Below are 13,667 nucleotides of genomic sequence, written 5' to 3'. Positions count from 1 at the left end.
AACTAAACATAAGAGGCAGCACCGCTGCTGCGAATCCTCAAGGTCAAGTCATCTTCAGCGTGAAAGATACACACACCTTGATTCAGGCTGCCGGGTATCTAAAGCATGTCAGAGGCAGCAATAGCGCCGAGCTTGTGTATTTTCGAGGGGAATCCAAGCTCTACCCCACACTTCCCCCGACAGCCCTCCGTGGAATTTCGAGCCACAGAGCGGCGTCCAATGCTATCGGTCGCATCCATAGCGCTATTACGCATTTCGCAAGGCCACTTAAGTCTACCGCTAGCTATGCGCATGAAGCTCTGTTGCAGCATTATGGTCTCAAGACAACTTGGATTGACCTGGTTGACAACATTTGGGTGGCTCTTTGGTTCGCCTGCCATAACGCTAGATCATCAGGACCCTGCGGCGAGTACACTCACTTCGAGCGTCGCTCGCCGCGTACAGATCCGACTGGTAAGGCCTATGTGTTGCTAGTGGCCGCTGACGCTGTCGCTCCTGACAAGCAGCGCCCTGGGCTATACGTTGGAACGAGAACCGAGCTAATTGACCTTCGGATAGCAGCACCATCGGTTTTTGTTCGTCCTCATGCCCAGCACGGGCTCCTCATGCGCCGCAAAGGCGATACGGTTCAACGGCCCACAGATTACGGCGATCAGATTCGCGGGATTCTTGAAATTGATCTGGCGGATGCACTTGAGTGGCTGGGAAATAGCACAGCATTGAGCACTCATAGCTTGTTCCCACCGCCGTCATACGACAATGGCTATCAGAACCTTCTCACTGTGGGCTTCCAAGGCGCAAAGAACGTCGGATGCGTCTCGCACATCGGGGCGTGATACCTGACAACTCATTCCAGCCGAGCTCGCTTCGCTCGTTGGCCCAGTTATGGAGTTGTACGTCTGTTACTGGCCGGACGTGGACACTTGGTTCTTCAGCAGGTATCTATGCGATCAAGGGAGATCAATCCGGCCTAACCTCCTGACAAGCCCACTCAACCAACCCCCGGCAAGCCAGAAACAACCCGTCGACCACCCCTTCATCCAAATGCCGCTCCGGCTCCGCTGCCACCCGGCAGCGGTCGGCAGCGTGCAGCAACTCCAGAACCGTCAGCGCACCCACCATCGCGCGCTCGCTCCTGGCGAGGCTCACACGTCGGCCGGGTGACACATCGGTTTCTGGCCAGGGATGCCCATCTGCAGCTTCGCAGCCGCGCATGCGCTTGAGGATGCCGAGCAGGGAGTTCAGGTCGGGCAGGGGAGTGTCGTCGTTGATGGGCTCAACAACGGTGTACGAGGAGAAGGTGTCGGAATCGTTCATGGCGTCGGCTTCCTTGGCTGTGCTTAACAGCGCCACCGCGAGGAGGTGGCGGGCGATGCGTGGCTGCAAACCGGGACGAAGTAGTGCCATGACCGGTGGGTCCGAAGACCCCCACGCACCGCCCGCCATACAGGCCGACGGATTGCCCGCCGGCACCGGTTAAGGACGGTGCCGACGGGCAAGCGTAAACAACAGGCACAACAATCGTCGCGGGTTTGCAGACCCGGAGCCACCCGTTGTCGGTGGCACGTCATGTTGGCTACGCAGTCGCTTCGAATGCCAATAGAAATTCGCGAAGGAATCGCAAAATCCGAGAGCGAAGAACTATTGTGGCACGCACCATTCGTGCAACACGCGACACCGCCGGATGCATTCGCGCAGCTACTCTGCAGATGGCGAATCAAAGTGGCGCAATCGCCCACGCCACAAGCGAATTGCGCGACAGCCTTCTTTGCAACAGTTCTTAATCCGCACCGAGTGGCAACGGCACCCGATCAGCCGCACGCCCCGAAAAGCGGTTCAAACCCGACACCGCCAGCGAGCCTTGCGGCGTCAACCAGCGCGATCCTCACCCGCATTCCCCACCAGCAACTCAATCATCGCCCGCGCCGCCGCCGACTGCCGCCGATGGGGCGCATAGATCACCGAGAACGGCCTAGACCGCCCGCGCAGCTGCGGCAGCACTTCCACCAGCTCCCCGCGTTGCATCCGCTCGCGCACGATGAACTCATAGCTCTGGCAGATGCCGATGCCCTGTTCGGCCAGCGACACCACGCCCAGCACATCGTCGGAGGTCTCGATGGACGAACGCGGCAGCCAGTCCACGTCGCGCCCGTCGTCGCGGAACACCCACGGCGCCAACCGCCCGGTGCGCGGCATCACGAAGGGCAGGCACAAGTGCTGCTGCAGGTCCTCCAGCGTCTGCGGCGTACCCCGGCGCTGCAGATAGCCCGGCGCGGCCACCAGCAGCAGCGGCGCGTCTTCCAGCTTTCGCCCCACCAGCCCGCTGTCCGGCAGCTGGCCCAGGCGGATGGCCAGGTCGAAGCCTTCGGCCACCAGGTCCACGTTGCGGTTGGTGATGTTCAGTTCCACCTGCACCTGCGGGTACTGCTGCGCAAAGCGCGCCAGCACGGGCGGCAGCCGGTAGTGGCCATAGGTGGTGGGCACGCTCAGGCGCACGCGGCCGGCCAGCGCACCGTCCTGGGCCAGTACGTCGCGCTCGGCGTCGTCCAGCAGGCCGAAGGCGGTGCGCACCTGTTCCAGATAGAGCCGCCCGGCGTCGGTCAGGCCCACGCGGCGGGTGGTCCGCTGCAGCAGCTGCCGGCCCAGCCGCGCTTCCAGGCGGGTGACCGCCCGGCTCAGCACCGAGGGCGTGGTGGACAGCGCGACGGCGCCGGCCGTGAACGAGCCGTGCTCGACCACCGCCAGGAACACCTCCACATCGCCCAGGTAGTCGAACTTGCGGCTCATTTGGCTCTCCGGGGAACAGATGTTTTGCGATGGGGCCAATTTATCGCCGCTGGGGCGATGAATAAAGTGGCCGCCATTCCCCGATAGGAGCTCCCCCATGAACCTGATGACCCGGCTGGCCGCAGCGCTGGCCCTGACCCTGGCCGCCAGCGGCGCGCATGCTGCCAACGTGCTGGTGGTGCTGTCCGACGAAAACCACCTGGACCTGAAGGACGGCAAGGTGCTGTCCACCGGCTTCTATCTCAACGAACTGATGCAGCCGGTCAAGCTGCTGCTGGATGCGGGCCACGAGGTGACCTTCGCCACGCCGCAGGGGCGGGCGCCGACGGTGGATGCGTCCTCGGTGACGCCGGCGTACTTCGGCAACGATGCCGCGCAGCTGAGGCTGCACAAGGAGCTGCTGGAGAAACTGGCGCTGACCTCGCCGACGGCCTCGCCGGTGGTCAGCTTGGCGCGCGTTGAGCAGCGGGGCTACGCGCGTTTCGATGCGGTCTACATTCCCGGTGGCCACGCGCCGATGCAGGACCTGCTGAAGAGCCCGGCGCTGGGCCGATTGTTGGCCGACTTCCACCAGCGCGACAAGACCACCGCGCTGGTCTGCCATGGGCCGATCGCGCTGCTGTCCACGCTGCCGGATGCGGCGGGTTTCGTAGCGACGCTGGACGCGGGTGCGATGCCGGCCACGCCGAAGTGGATCTACAGCGGCTACCAGATGACGGTGATCAGCAACCAGGAAGAAGAGCAGGCCAAGCCGATGCTGGGCGGCGGTGAGATGAAGTTCTACCCGCAGACCGCGCTGCAGCGGGCGGGGGCGAAGTTCAGCAGTAACACCACACCGTGGACCGGGCATGTGGTGGTGGACCGCGAGCTGATTACCGGGCAGAACCCGGCGTCGGCGCTGGAGGTGGGGCAGCGGTTGGTGGAGCGGTTGAAGTAAGCCAGACAGCACATCTGTCTTTTCGGTGAGTCCTGCGCTCGGCGCGCGGGACGCCCGCTTCCTACTCAATGGATAAACCTCGTGGATCTTCAACTGGCGGGCAAGACCGCACTCGTGACCGGCGCGACCGCCGGTATTGGCCTGGCTATCGCGCGCACGTTGGCACGCGAAGGCGTAAGCGTGACCCTCACCGGGCGTGACCCGGGAAAGCTGCAGGCAGCCATGGCCGAGATCAGCGCTGGGGCGCCGGGCGCGCAACTGGCTACGGTGGTGGCTGATCTGGCCAGCGCCGACGGCGCGGCGGCCGTGATCGCGGCACAGCCCGATACCGATATCCTGATCAATAACCTGGGCTACTACGAAGCGAAGGCCTTTGCCGACATCAGCGACGATGACTGGATGCGCATGCTGGAGGTCAACGTACTGTCCGGCGTGCGCCTGTCGCGGCACTATTTCCCGCGCATGCTGGAGCGCAACTGGGGCAGGGTGATCTTCATGTCCAGCGAGGTGGGTGCGTTCACGCCGCCGGACATGGTGCATTACGGGGTGAGCAAGTCGGCGCAGCTGGCGGTGTCGCGTGGCCTGGCTGAGCTGACCCGGGGCACCGGGGTGACGGTCAACAGCGTGCTGCCGTCGGCTACACGCTCGGAGGGCATTGTGGAATACCTGCGCCAGACCGCGCCGCGACCGGGCATGACCGATGCAGAGATTGAAGCGCACTTCTTCCAGACCTACCGGCCCAGTTCGCTGATCGCGCGGATGATCGAGGCCGACGAGATCGCGGCGATGGTGGCGCTGCTGGCAAGCCCGTTGGGCGCGGCCTCCAATGGTGCAGCAGTGCGCGTAGAGGGTGGGACCTACCGATCCATCCTGTGACGCTGCGGTTGGGCCGGTTTGGCGCGTGATGTAGCGCGTGGCACCATGGCGAACTGGCCTCGCTCATTGGGCGGGGCCGTTTTCCCAGGGAAGCCCTCGAACACGACATGCGAACGTCCTACTTCATTCTCTCCGCTCTGTGCCTTGGCCTGCTGGGTGGTTGCGCCAGCGGGCCGGAGGAGCACGTCTGGAATCGTGAGGTCACCAGCGCCTTTGTGGCCGACGACGGCCAGCTGTATCTGCTGCCGCGCTATGACGAGCCGATGCGCTTCAATGCCGCGCCGTTCCGCGAGTACCGGGCGCTGATGGACAGCCCGCTACGCGAGGCGGTGGCCTGCGCGCAGATGTACTTCCATGAGGACTGGCGCGACCCGGCCAACAAGGCCAAGGTGCACGGCAGCTATGCGCTGCTGCTGCGGCCGGAGCGGGTGACGCGGGAACAGGCCGCGCAGTTCAAGCTGGAGCGGATTGAGGTCACCCCGCGTGAGGCCAAGGCCGTGGAGGAGCGGGCGCGCTACTACCTGCCGATGGACCGGACCCGCTACGCGCTGGCGTTTGATCGCGCCTGCAATCTTTCAAGGAAGGGCGGCAGCTATTACAGCGCGCTGTTCGAGGGCGACGGCGAGCGGGTGAAGTTGCCCGATGCTGCTGCGCTGGCGGAGAAAGGGAAGCTGGCACAGCCGATCAATGCGCGGGCGCAGCGGATCCTGCCGGTGAGGGAGGACAAGCCGGGTGTGGGTTCTGCTGCGGGCAAGGTGCTGGGGGCAGCGCTGATTCCTGTGGCGGTGCCGGTGTTTGTGTTGAGCCTGCCATTCCTCGGGCCGGATCATTGGAAGTGATGGCGCGCTGGGCTACCGTGGCGCCCGAAGGCAAGCTGCGGGCGCCACGGATCGGATACAAGCGAACTTTCTGATTGCGCGGGAAGAGATTACCTGCGCTGCTCAGAGTACTTTGAGAACTGTTCTCCCATTGCGTTCATCTTCTGAAGGATGTGCTCCTGTCCCGGGTTGACGGCGAGGCGGCTATCGGGGAGCAGCTTATGGGGAGTGGGGTAGAAGGGGAGCTGATTCCCCGCGCCGATAACCGGTATCGGTTGCCGGGGGTTGAGCACAACGGGCAGTCCGTGCGCATAACCGGCTCCCTGGCGGAAGGTGGTTGTCGGGCAGGTCAGCGACGTTGCAATGACAAGCGACGCCGCCGCAGAGGAGTAGCGATACCAGTCGCAGTCATTCTTGCTCCACCTGTGGCTTCCGCCGTAGTAGATGCCGTCGGCGTCATGGTCCTTCATGAATTGAAGGGCATGCCGGTCATCGAACAGCAGCGTTGGCACGCGCCAGAGTTCCTTGCGCGGGAAGTAGCCGAACTCGCCGGGTTGGCTGACGCGCACAGCGGCTTCTCTATAGCGGTATGTGGCTCCGGAGTTCTCAAGGGCCTCGTTGGCCAGCCTGAGATTCTCGCGCATGATCATGTGCGCGTCCCAGCTGCTTTGAACCTCTTCAGCGCTAAGATCAATAAGGAACGCCAGGTCGATGGTGACCGTTTCGCGCTGCCACGTGGAGCCTTTTTCGGAACGAAACACAATCTGTTCGCGCGGGCGAGCGTTGGCACGGAACGTACCGTAGGTTACCGGGATGGTATGGGACGACGTGTTGGTCAGGACAATGCGTGCACCCTGCCGGGGAGCAGGGAGCCTGAGCTGGCTGTTGGCCGCAGTGCCCTCGTCTGCTGAGACCTTGGTCAGCAGGTAGCCTTCGTCTGTCAGCCGCCCGTTCTTCAGCTCTCTGAGGATCTCTTGCTGGACGGGTTGGCGAAGAACATGCCAACGTCCCCATTCGGAGATATAGACGAATTCGTACTCATCTCCTTTGCGCAGTGCATAGGTCGCGTCGCGATTGGGGTCGATCAACGAGTCCCAGTCTGCGTCGGAGAGGATGATGTGCCTATCACGATCATAACGCGTGAGCGGCAGAGGCACTCTTCCGATCCACTCGCCGTCGTACAGCTCGAGGATGGAACGGGAAGAAATGCGCTGGTACCTTTGCGCGAGCGTCCTCACGGAATAGGGTGCGTGGACCCAGTCCCACTGCCTTGCAACGGGATCGAACTCGGCGCGGGCGGTGCTGTTCGGTAGCACGGTCATGCGTTGACCAGGAAAGGCAGTGTGTGTTCCCAGTACGTTGGTTTCTGTCGAGGAGGCGTTGTGAATTGTGATGGTGTCGAACGCTGAGCCGGTTGCCGGGAGGATAAGTTGTCCAGCGTGTTTACCGTCACGCAGTGTGACATTGGAGATCAGTCCGCTGTTACGCGGGATCTGCCATTGTGGTTGATTGGGGGCGGTGTGCAACTGCGGATGTTGCAGCCACGCAGCGTGGCCGTTGCTTCTCCCCCTGAAATCGATTGACCTGCCTGCGGCGAGCTTCAGTGGATCTCCCGCCACGCCTTGAACTGCGCCGTAAATCTTGAGCGTCTTGCCGGAATCGAGGGAGCTGTTGATGATTCTCAGCAATGAGAATTCCGAGGGAAGCCGGACGCTGTTCATCCATTGATGATCATCAACCCTGAATTCCGTTATCTTGCAGTTGGTTTCATTGGGGCGATGAGTATTGGGCAGCTGTTCCTTGTGGCCGACGGACGATGGCGACCAGTATTGGGTCGGACAGTCCGGGAACGCGATTGCGGGTTCTGCGGCCAATAGGGTCAGGATGGCAGCTGCGATGCAGGAGTATTTCATTCGGGTCCAGGAAACGCGGCATCGGCGATGCCTTGCAGGGACGACAAGATTGATGCCCGGTGTGGCATTGCTCCATCAGATCTGTACGAAGTTGTGAGGATAGGGATTCGGCAGCCCACGCCGATGGAACAGGGCACCGGCCAGGACCTTCTGGACGAGGTGCGTTTTTCCAGGCAAGCCCTCGTACATGACATGCAACGCGGTTCTTCATCTCTTCGCCCTGTACCGGGTTCTGCTGGCCGGCTGTGCCGGTAGCTCGGAGGAACACGCCTCAAGCTGCGAGAACATTGAACGCTTGGAACGTGCGGCGGCTTGCTGTACCTGCCGGGTATGCATTCGAGCAGCAAGGTGTCAGGCAGAAGGTCGGTGACGTTCACCAACGACCTGTCGCCGTTCAACCGCGACTTCGTGCTCTTCCTGGAGGCGGTGCAGAAGGCCAATCCGCTGGCGAGCGTTGACTGGGCGGGCATCCGATTCTAGCGGTGGGCCGGTATGGGCCGATGCCATTAAACAAGGGCTGGCGCGTGGAGCTACACTGGCTTCCTACGCCTAATGGAAGCTCGCCCATGTTCTCCGGAAAGGTTGCGGTGGTCACCGGCTCCACCAGCGGTATCGGTCTTGGCATCGCCACGGCGCTGGCCCGGCAGGGTGCCGATATCGTATTGAATGGCTTTGGCGAGGCGGCGGAAATCGAACGCATCCGTTTCCGGTTGGAAGCTGAGTTCGGCGTGCGCGTGGCGCATGACGGTGCTGACCTGTCGCGGGGCGAGGCAGTGCGAGGCATGATCGACCGCGCCGTTGCGAAGATGGGGCGCATCGACATTCTGGTGAACAATGCCGGCATCCAGCACACGGCGTCGATCGAGGAATTTCCGATCGAGAAGTGGGATGCGATCCTGGCGCTGAATCTCTCGGCGGTGTTCCATGCAACGGCAGCGGCCTTGCCGCACATGAAGCAGCGGCGCGCAGGCCGCATCATCAACATTGCGTCGGTACACGGCCTGGTGGGCTCGGTGAACAAGTCGGCCTATGTGGCGGCCAAGCATGGCGTGGTCGGGTTCACCAGGGTGACCGCGTTGGAGAACGCGGGCACCGGCATCACCGCCAATGCGATCTGCCCGGGTTGGGTGCGGACCGCGCTGGTAGAGCAACAGATCACTGCGCTGGCCGAGCGCGAAGGCACCGATCAAGAGACCGCTGCCCGCGAGTTGCTGGCCGAGAAACAGCCCTCGCTGCAGTTCGTGACGCCCGAGCAACTGGGCGAAATGGTGGTGTTCCTGGCCTCGGATGCTGCAGCGCAGATTACCGGCACGGCGCTGCCGGTGGATGGGGGCTGGACGGCGCGCTAGCTGGCCGGCATCGGCCGCGTTGCCGACGCCGCCGCCGTTTACTGCGGCTTCGCAAACACATCCAGCCCCTTGCCCGTCTCCAACAGCGACTTCAGGCTCGACAGCACGATCGGCCAGCCCTGGCGGATGCCGGTATCCATGCCGCTGCCCGGTTCCAGCTCGTCGTGGGTAACGGTCAGCCGCACCATGTCCTGGTAGGGCACGATCTCGAAGGTGACCCGGCTGTAGGCATCGGGATTGTCGGCCTGCGAGGCGGCGGCCCAGGTGATGACCAGCCGCGAGGGCGGGGTGCTTTCCACCACTTCGCCGACCAGCTCGACCGAGCGCGTTTCGTTGGCGCGCACGTGCTGCCAGCGCGAGCCGGGTTTCCAGTCCGAGACGTTCTCGTGGCCCCAGTAGCGGCGGGCGATCTCGGGCCGGGTGATGGCCTCGAACACCTTCTGTGGCGTCGAGGCGATGTAGATCACGTGGATGAAGCGGGTAGTCTCTGCGGACATCGTCATTCTCCTTCCAGTTCGCGTTTCAGGTCATGCAGCAGGCTCAGGCGCTGCTGCTCGAACTTGCGTACCCAGCGCTCGTAGACTTCATGCAGCGGCACCGGATTGATGAAGTGCAGCTTCTCGCGGCCACGGCGTACCGTGCTGATCAGGTTGGCGTCTTCCAGCAGGCCCAGGTGCTGGGTGACCGATTGCCGGGCCATGTCCAGGTGTTCGCAGAGCTGGCCCAGGGTCTGGCCGTTGTCTTCGCAAAGCAGGTCCAGCAGCGTTCTACGCGTGGGGTCTGCCAGTGCCTTGAACACCTTGTCTGCATTCATACGGGGCGTCTTCAGTTCCAGTTGTCGATCCTGATGTCGTGTGGATTGGGCTGACCCTTGCCGGTTTCCAGCAGGGCCTTGAGGCTCAGCAGGAAGACCGCCCACTTGGTGCTGCAGTGGGAGGTGAACTCGACGCGTTCCTTCCAGCCTTCGTGGGTGAACAGGACGATGCAGTAATCGCCTTCCTGCTTCAGCACGAAGCGCGCGTGGGTGCCGATCCATTCGGCGGGACCGGCCAGGAACTGCCAGAGCACCAGTTCGCCAGGAACGAGCTGTTCCAGCTGCATTTCCATGGCGCCGATTTCCTGGCCGTTATTGGTGAAACGGACCTTTACCGTGCCGCCGACGTTGCAGTCGCCATGGGTGTCTTCGGCCCACCAGGCGGCGACGCCTTCAGGGGTGGCCAGTGCTTGATACACCCTGGCTTGCGGGGGCCTTGATGCCGACCCGGTGTGCGATATCCACCATTGCAGGTTCCTCGCCACGGGCCGGCAGGCGCCGCCCTTGGATGGACTATATGCAGGTAAATACCTGCATGTCAAATCCCGCCACGAACGCCCGGGTTTGGTAGTGCCGGCCGCTGGCCGGCATCCCGGTGGAGTCAGGGGCGTGCAGTTGCCGGCCAGCGGCCGGCACTACCAGATGCTGCCGACCTCGCAGCGGGGAGTTGACAGTGTGACAACCTACTAGTAGGTTGGCAACATGAAAGAGTCGCTCTCGCCCAAAGCCCAAGAGATCCTGGCCCACGCCCGTTCGCTGCTGGAGGCTGGTGGCTACAACGGTTTCAGCTACGCCGACGTGTCGGCGCGGGTGAACATCAGCAAGGCCAGCATCCATCACCATTTCCCCAGCAAGGTGGACCTGGTGCGCACGGTGGTTGAGCTGTACCGGGCCGAGGCGCGCGAAGGCCTGGCGCTGCTGGACCGGCAGCTGGACGACCCGCTGCAGGAGCTCAACGCCTATGTGGACTACTGGTCGAGCTGTATTGCCGGTGGCACGTCTTCGTTCTGCATCTGCGCGATGCTGGCGGCAGAGGCGCCGATGATCCCTGCGGAGATTGCCGAAGAAGTACGCGGGCATTTCGAGGATTTGAGTGGCTGGTTGGCGCTCACGTTGGAAAAGGGCGCGGCGCTGGGTCAACTGCGCCTGCAGGGTCCGGTGGCCGATGAGGCCAAGGCGTTCATGTCATCGGTGCATGGCGCGATGCTGGCCGCGCGCGGTTTCGGCGATGCGGCGACGTTTGCTGCGCTGGCACGGCTGGCCATCGCGCGGGTGAGCGCGGCTGCCTGATAGATGTGTGGTGGGCCTACGGCAACGTAGGCCTTTTCTTTGATTCAGAAGTCTACCTACTAGTAGGTTCAATCAACCCTTGGAGATGTTCCATGTCGCACTCTCTGTCCACGCTGGGCGTGATCCACACGGCCGTCAGCCTTGTACCGGTGTTCGCCGGCCTGTATGCCTTCATTCGCCATCGCGCGATCGACCCCGCGACACGCTCCGGCAAGCTGTACCTGCTTGGGCTGGTGCTGTCGGTGGCAACGTCGTTCACCGTCTCCAGTACGGGCGGGATCAACCCGGGCCACGCATTCGGAGTGATCGTGCTGCTGGTGGCGTTCGGCGGCGTGCTGGCGGCCCGGCTGCGCTGGCTGGGTGGCGCCGCACCTTACGTGTCGACATTTGCGCTGTCTTTCAGCTTCCTGCTGTCGCTGGTGCCGGGCGTGAATGAAACGCTGACACGGTTGCCGGCAGCGCATCCGATTGCTGCGGCGCCGATGGCGCCGGTGGTGCTGCACACGCTGCTGGGATTGGCGGTGGTGTTTGTGATCGGCTTTGCCGCGCAGTGCTGGCGCATGCGGGTTCAACCGGTTCGCAGGCGCCCTTGAGCAGAGGCGCCTCAGTCCCGCACCGCGAGCGCAGCCAGCAGCGACTGCGGTTCGATCAGCGCAGCCGAACGTGTGGCATCCACCCGAACGTGCCGGCTGCAGAAGTTGAACGGTCGACCCTGGGCCGGCGAGGCTGCGTCTGGAGATGCGTCCGGTGTTTCGATTTCCAGCACTTCATCTACCGCCAGCGCCAGGGTTGCGGTGCCGGCGCTGATCAACAGCATGGCTGGGCTGCCGCCATCGAATGCCGGTTGCCCGCTGAGCCTGCGCAGGTCGGCCACCGGCAATGGCTGCCCCCGTACCTCCAGGTTCCGCCTGCCATGCTGATCTGCAGGGCCGAAGGTCTCGGGGCCGCGTATTTCCACGGCCACCTGTACGTCGATCGCGAACAGGGCCGTGCCTGCGCGCAGGACGACAACCTCGAACAACTCGGCGGGCGAGGCACGTGTTTCCGTTGAAGGTTGAGCAGGTACAGGCATGCTGTGGATCTGGCAGGAACGATGGGTAACGCGGCTTGAATGATGACGTGCGCAGGGAGCACGCGGCCGCGTGGGACTACGCGCGCAAGGCGGCGGTTCAGCTGGATCCGACGGGCGCATGGCGGGCACTGAGCGCGCCGATGCGCGGAAAGTGCGGACGCAGCAGGCCGACGAGCTGATCCATGCCCGGAACGGAATGGCCGAATTCGTCCCATCGCGCATTGACCAGGCCGGACACCACGACCTGCCCGGTCTCGATGCGGGTCATGGCCCAATAGGGAACAGCACGCGTGCTGATCGCCATGTCCAGTACCGGCACGACGGCAGCATGCGATCGGCTGTCCTGGATGCGGCGCTTGACCGCTTCCAGCCCGTCGGGCGGACCTTCGATGTACTGGAAAAACCGCTGCCCGTCGACGAGCAGCGCTCCGGTGACGTCCACGCGACGGTTGAACGTGGCAGAGCGGGAGACGATCTGCCGGAGCATTTCATCGGAGATCCCAGCCGACATATGGCTGGAGTAGGCAAATGCGTTGAGCATGGAAGGGGCTTCTTGTGACGCCCGTCACTATACGTGGGGCGCCGTAGCCTGCCGTGAGCCTTTCCTCACGCATCACCGGGGAGTGATGCGTTGGATCAGCAGCCCACCAGCCGGTCCGCGCCAATTCCGCCGCGATGCTGGCTGCGGTATTCGGTAGGACTGGCGTCCACCTGGCCGCGGAAGTGCCGACGGAACGATTCCTGCGAACCAAAGCCGGCCTGTTCTGCTATCCACTGCAGGGGCCGGTCGGTGGTTTCCAGCAGCTCGCGCGCGAAGGCCACGCGCTCGCGGATCAGCCAGTCGATGGGTGACAGGCCGGTGGCTTCCAGGAACTGCCGCTGCAGCGTGCGCTGGCTGAGCGCTGCCTGCTCGGCAAGACTGCCCAGCGAGTGCGGCTCGCGCAGGTTGCGGCGCATCCATTCCATCAGTTTCGCCAGCCGCGTGGGCTCGCCGTTGGGAATGGCACGGCTGACGCGCTGGCTGCGCCCGGCGTCGCGCCACGGCGCCAGTACCAGCCGCTCGGCCACCAGGTTGGCCACGCGCGCGCCGTAGTCCTTGCGCACCATGTGCAGCATCATGTCCATGCCGGTGGCCGAGCCGGCCGAGGTGATGACGTTGCCGGTATCGACGTACAGCACGTCTTCGCGCACATCGATGCGTGGGAAGTCGCGCGCCAGCGCTTCGGTGAGGCGCCAGTGGGTGGTGGCCTGGCGGCCATCGAGCAGCCCGGCCCAGGCCAGCACGAAGGCGCCAGAGCAGATCGAGGCGATGCGTGCGCCACGGACGTGGGCGCGGACGAGTGCATCGAGCAGTGCCTGCGGCGGGCGTTCGCTGGGTTCGCGCCATCCGGGAATGACGATGATGTCGGCGTCATCAACAGTGCTGAGATCGTAGGGCAGCTGCACCTGTGCATTGCCGAGCATGCGCAGTGCACCGGGTTCACCCGCGCACAGCTGGGTGCGGTACCAGGCCACGCCCAGTTCTGGCCGCACCGGTGCGAACAGGCCGACCGCACAACCGAATTCGAACAGCCCCTGGCCGTGGCAGGCAACGATGGCGACGAGCGGTGCGCTGGGATCGGCGGGTGGGCTGGGCATGGCTTGATGCTACGGGTGCAGATGCGTGGCGCTGCGTGGTGCGCGGGCATGAGGTGATGCCGGGCAGGCATATGGAGCGGTCGCTCCCTTCCTGTAGACCCGCGCCCACGCTCGGTTCAGTGCCGGCGGGGTGGATGCATCTGACGCCGTCGCGAAGAGCAGCCGAGCGTGGG

Annotated in this window: 15 protein-coding genes and 1 pseudogene; 7 read left to right on the top strand and 9 right to left on the bottom strand. The window is 63.8% G+C overall.

Annotated elements, in window-relative coordinates; all coding sequences use genetic code 11:
- Window positions 1-605 precede the first annotated feature (605 nt).
- Window positions 606-836, top strand: coding sequence for a hypothetical protein (locus tag AB839_RS21820; protein ID WP_241776727.1), 231 nt, complete (start codon window positions 606-608; stop codon window positions 834-836).
- Window positions 837-960: 124 nt separating this feature from the next.
- On the opposite strand, the gene AB839_RS00440 is transcribed toward AB839_RS21820, so the two are convergent.
- Together AB839_RS00440 and AB839_RS00435 are read right to left on the bottom strand one after the other, a co-directional pair.
- The gene (locus AB839_RS00440; RefSeq protein ID WP_061477969.1) at window positions 961-1,317 is read right to left on the bottom strand and encodes a hypothetical protein; all 357 of its coding nucleotides are present in this window, start codon (window positions 1,315-1,317) and stop codon (window positions 961-963) included.
- A gap of 552 nt (window positions 1,318-1,869) precedes the next feature.
- Window positions 1,870-2,787 (bottom strand): LysR family transcriptional regulator, encoded by a 918-nt coding sequence (locus tag AB839_RS00435; protein WP_061477888.1) that lies wholly within the window; start codon window positions 2,785-2,787, stop codon window positions 1,870-1,872.
- A gap of 97 nt (window positions 2,788-2,884) precedes the next feature.
- Here AB839_RS00435 and AB839_RS00430 point away from each other — a divergent pair, with 97 nt between their 5' ends.
- From AB839_RS00430 to AB839_RS00420, 3 genes are all read left to right on the top strand, one after another.
- Window positions 2,885-3,724, top strand: a complete 840-nt coding sequence (locus tag AB839_RS00430; RefSeq protein WP_061477887.1) for a type 1 glutamine amidotransferase domain-containing protein — start codon at window positions 2,885-2,887, stop codon at window positions 3,722-3,724.
- A gap of 81 nt (window positions 3,725-3,805) precedes the next feature.
- The gene (locus AB839_RS00425; RefSeq protein WP_061477886.1) at window positions 3,806-4,600 is read left to right on the top strand and encodes an SDR family oxidoreductase; all 795 of its coding nucleotides are present in this window, start codon (window positions 3,806-3,808) and stop codon (window positions 4,598-4,600) included.
- A 107-nt stretch (window positions 4,601-4,707) separates the two neighbouring features.
- Window positions 4,708-5,439, top strand: a complete 732-nt coding sequence (locus tag AB839_RS00420) for a hypothetical protein (RefSeq protein ID WP_061477885.1) — start codon at window positions 4,708-4,710, stop codon at window positions 5,437-5,439.
- An 89-nt stretch (window positions 5,440-5,528) separates the two neighbouring features.
- Here AB839_RS00420 and AB839_RS00415 read toward each other — a convergent pair whose 3' ends face one another.
- Window positions 5,529-7,331 carry a hypothetical protein gene (locus AB839_RS00415; protein ID WP_156476599.1) on the bottom strand — a complete coding sequence of 601 codons (1,803 nt, stop codon included), beginning with the start codon at window positions 7,329-7,331 and terminating at the stop codon, window positions 5,529-5,531.
- A 566-nt stretch (window positions 7,332-7,897) separates the two neighbouring features.
- Here AB839_RS00415 and AB839_RS00410 point away from each other — a divergent pair.
- The gene (locus AB839_RS00410; protein ID WP_061477883.1) at window positions 7,898-8,680 is read left to right on the top strand and encodes a 3-hydroxybutyrate dehydrogenase; all 783 of its coding nucleotides are present in this window, start codon (window positions 7,898-7,900) and stop codon (window positions 8,678-8,680) included.
- 38 nt (window positions 8,681-8,718) lie between these two features.
- On the opposite strand, the gene AB839_RS00405 is transcribed toward AB839_RS00410, so the two are convergent.
- From AB839_RS00405 to AB839_RS00395, 3 genes and pseudogenes are all read right to left on the bottom strand, one after another.
- On the bottom strand, window positions 8,719-9,177 hold the full coding sequence (locus AB839_RS00405; protein WP_061477882.1) for an SRPBCC family protein: 459 nt from the start codon (window positions 9,175-9,177) through the stop codon (window positions 8,719-8,721).
- Between the two features lie 2 nt (window positions 9,178-9,179).
- Window positions 9,180-9,494, bottom strand: a complete 315-nt coding sequence (locus tag AB839_RS00400) for a metalloregulator ArsR/SmtB family transcription factor (RefSeq protein WP_005416268.1) — start codon at window positions 9,492-9,494, stop codon at window positions 9,180-9,182.
- A gap of 11 nt (window positions 9,495-9,505) precedes the next feature.
- Window positions 9,506-9,962 (bottom strand): annotated as a pseudogene (locus AB839_RS00395) (SRPBCC domain-containing protein).
- 234 nt (window positions 9,963-10,196) lie between these two features.
- Between AB839_RS00395 and AB839_RS00390 the strand changes: the two are divergent.
- Together AB839_RS00390 and AB839_RS00385 are read left to right on the top strand one after the other, a co-directional pair.
- Window positions 10,197-10,784 (top strand): TetR/AcrR family transcriptional regulator, encoded by a 588-nt coding sequence (locus tag AB839_RS00390; RefSeq protein WP_061477881.1) that lies wholly within the window; start codon window positions 10,197-10,199, stop codon window positions 10,782-10,784.
- Between the two features lie 92 nt (window positions 10,785-10,876).
- Window positions 10,877-11,377 (top strand): hypothetical protein, encoded by a 501-nt coding sequence (locus AB839_RS00385; RefSeq protein ID WP_061477880.1) that lies wholly within the window; start codon window positions 10,877-10,879, stop codon window positions 11,375-11,377.
- Window positions 11,378-11,388: 11 nt separating this feature from the next.
- Here the strand turns inward: AB839_RS00385 and AB839_RS00380 are convergent, their stop codons facing one another.
- The 3 genes from AB839_RS00380 to ftrA form a co-directional block, all read right to left on the bottom strand.
- Complete coding sequence (locus AB839_RS00380; protein WP_061477879.1) at window positions 11,389-11,856, bottom strand: chemotaxis protein CheW; 468 nt, start codon at window positions 11,854-11,856, stop codon at window positions 11,389-11,391.
- 97 nt (window positions 11,857-11,953) lie between these two features.
- The gene (locus AB839_RS00375) at window positions 11,954-12,397 is read right to left on the bottom strand and encodes a BLUF domain-containing protein (protein ID WP_061477878.1); all 444 of its coding nucleotides are present in this window, start codon (window positions 12,395-12,397) and stop codon (window positions 11,954-11,956) included.
- A 95-nt stretch (window positions 12,398-12,492) separates the two neighbouring features.
- On the bottom strand, window positions 12,493-13,494 hold the full coding sequence (ftrA, locus tag AB839_RS00370; protein ID WP_061477877.1) for a transcriptional regulator FtrA: 1,002 nt from the start codon (window positions 13,492-13,494) through the stop codon (window positions 12,493-12,495).
- Window positions 13,495-13,667: the final 173 nt, after the last annotated feature.

The organism is Stenotrophomonas sp. DDT-1, assembly GCF_001580555.1.
Taxonomy (GTDB): Bacteria; Pseudomonadota; Gammaproteobacteria; order Xanthomonadales; family Xanthomonadaceae; genus Stenotrophomonas; species Stenotrophomonas sepilia.
The sequence above is the reverse complement of the archived record's forward strand: the minus strand, read 5'-3'. Positions and strand labels throughout refer to the sequence as shown.